Source organism: Lelliottia jeotgali (genome assembly GCF_016771845.1).
Lineage (GTDB): Bacteria > Pseudomonadota > Gammaproteobacteria > Enterobacterales > Enterobacteriaceae > Enterobacter > Enterobacter jeotgali.
The window spans coordinates 1-2,139 of sequence record NZ_JAENMQ010000023.1 but is presented as its reverse complement, the minus strand read 5'-3'; the positions used below and the strand labels follow the sequence as shown (position 1 = coordinate 2,139).

At 43.8% G+C, this 2,139-nt stretch carries 3 protein-coding genes; all 3 read left to right on the top strand.

What is annotated here, in order from left to right; translation table 11 throughout:
* Positions 1–906 (top strand): RHS repeat-associated core domain-containing protein (locus JBO43_RS22820; RefSeq protein WP_202675165.1); only part of this gene is annotated, 906 nt, incomplete at its 5' end.
* Positions 906–1,175, top strand: a complete 270-nt coding sequence (locus tag JBO43_RS22815) for a MafI family immunity protein (protein WP_202675163.1) — start codon at positions 906–908, stop codon at positions 1,173–1,175. The genes JBO43_RS22820 and JBO43_RS22815, both read left to right, overlap by 1 nt.
* A gap of 687 nt (positions 1,176–1,862) precedes the next feature.
* Positions 1,863–2,139 (top strand): RHS repeat domain-containing protein (locus JBO43_RS22810; RefSeq protein WP_331251910.1); only part of this gene is annotated, 277 nt, incomplete at its 3' end.

Genomic DNA, 2,139 nt, shown 5'->3' with positions numbered 1-2,139 from the left:
AGAAGCCAGCTCACGGGCATCGAAACCCCGGAAGGGGAACGCTGGGAGTATAAATACGACCCGTTTGGTCGGCGCATCAGCAAGCGCTGCACCAGTCACGACAAACCGGGGATGGATTTTCACTGGAGCGGCGACCAGCTGACGGAAGAAATCCCGGTCAGTACTGACGGTCAGCCAGACCACGACAACGCCATCCGCTGGTTATATGAGCCCGGCAGCTTCACTCCGTTTGCGTGCCATGAAAAGGGACAACTGCACTATGCCGTCACGGATATCACCGGGCGTATCCAGGAGCTTCTGACCGAAGACGGCACCATTGTCTGGCAAGGCAGACAGCAGCTCTGGGGGCGGGAGGAAGGCAGAAATCAGGACAATGCTCCCGCCTGCCGCCTGCGTTTTCCGGGGCAATACGAGGACGAAGAATCAGGGTTGTACTACAACCGTTTCCGGTACTATGATGCGGAGACGGGGCAGTATCTGAGTCCGGACCCTATAGGGTTGATGGGTGGTACCAATCCTTATGGCTATGTAGCGAATCCGCTGCGGTGGGTGGACCCGCTGGGGTTGATGTGTTGTCCTGGAACTAACGGCTCGAGAGATTATATAGATCTCGCCAGCCCTCAAAGACGTAAACATATTTTAGATGGCGATATGACTGGTGGCGGACACCGCCCTGGTACCGGGCATCCGGGTAAAAGCGAATTTCCTGCAGGATGGTCTGATGACAGAATCATGCATGGAGTTTCAGATATAGCTACGGATCCATCATTGGCGTCTACAACAGGACGTGGAGGAAGAACAGTAACAAATGGTACGCGAGATGGCATTGATATAAGAGTGATTCAGGAAAAAAATGGTGATATTGTTTCAGGTTTCCCTACAAACGTCCCTAGGAATCCCCGTTAATGAATGCTAATTATGATAAAATAGAAAAAAAATTCGGTGAATTAATAAATTCGCTGAAAGAGATTTTCACGCAATCGGAGCTTAATGAAGTCATTGAATTCATTAAGCATAATGAATTTGGTCTAGCCTTCGACACTACCATTGACATCATCATTGAGGAAAGTAAAATAATTGACAAGGATACCTTTCATTTAATTACTAATTTATGCACCGCAATGGAACTAGATTTAGATAATACTAGTAACAAACTTAGCCATCATGTTCATTGAATATGGCATTAGATGACAATTTTTTGTTAATTATATTTTCCTGCTATTCACCATTATAAACATTCATTCTCTGGGTTACCATCCTTGAGACATTACTATATTTTTACAAAGACCTTTCAATATCTTAAAATTGCGATTACAGGCCTTCATTATTATAATGTAGCTATAAATTCCGTACCGACATCAACACCACTTACCATAAGGGTAAATGTAGAGTGAATAAGATACCAAATAATACTATTATCATAACTGACATTGTCGGAGATTTTGTAAAAAGCCTAGTATCAGGACTATTTTTAATCTATAAAATGAAATACATGGGTTTCTATAATTCTAATGAATCTATGATTTTACCTGTAAGTAATGATCATGATAAATATAATATAATAAATTAGTTAATCAGTGCGGATGCTCTTTTTTATACAGACATGGTTGGTATCCATCTGAAGTTATAGAGTATTACAAAGAACAAGGAATAAAAATTGGCAAGTACAAGATAATATATTGGACTGATGAGAACACATACCACACAAAAGAACGTTTATAATTTATTAATAGCTAAATACTTTACTATTAAGATCAAAAAAAGCAGGAAAGATCATCAGATCTTTCCTGCTTTTTATTACTACCAACCCAATAAGCAACCGGCACCTTCATCCACTTAACCAACTGCTTAGACTGGCAAAGGTGGAGTCAAAAAATGCCGATGCCACCGTCACGTATGAATACGATGATGCCGGGCGTATCACCGCCGAAACCCTCAACGGCAGGCGCACCGAGTACGGCTACGATGAACAACGTGATTACGTCACACGGCGTACCACCGGCGGCATCACTGAGCGCTTCACCCGTGGGTTAATGGGCGAACTGAAAACCTGGCAGCTTAACGACCACGCCCCGCTCACATTTGAGCACGACCTGCGCGGCCAGGAAATATCCCGTTGCAGTGACGCCGGGTTTTACC

Excerpts from the sequence above, each read along its gene's own strand:
- JBO43_RS22815 (WP_202675163.1), top strand. The coding sequence starts at position 906 with ATGAATGCTAATTATGATAAAATAGAAAAAAAATTCGGTGAATTAATA.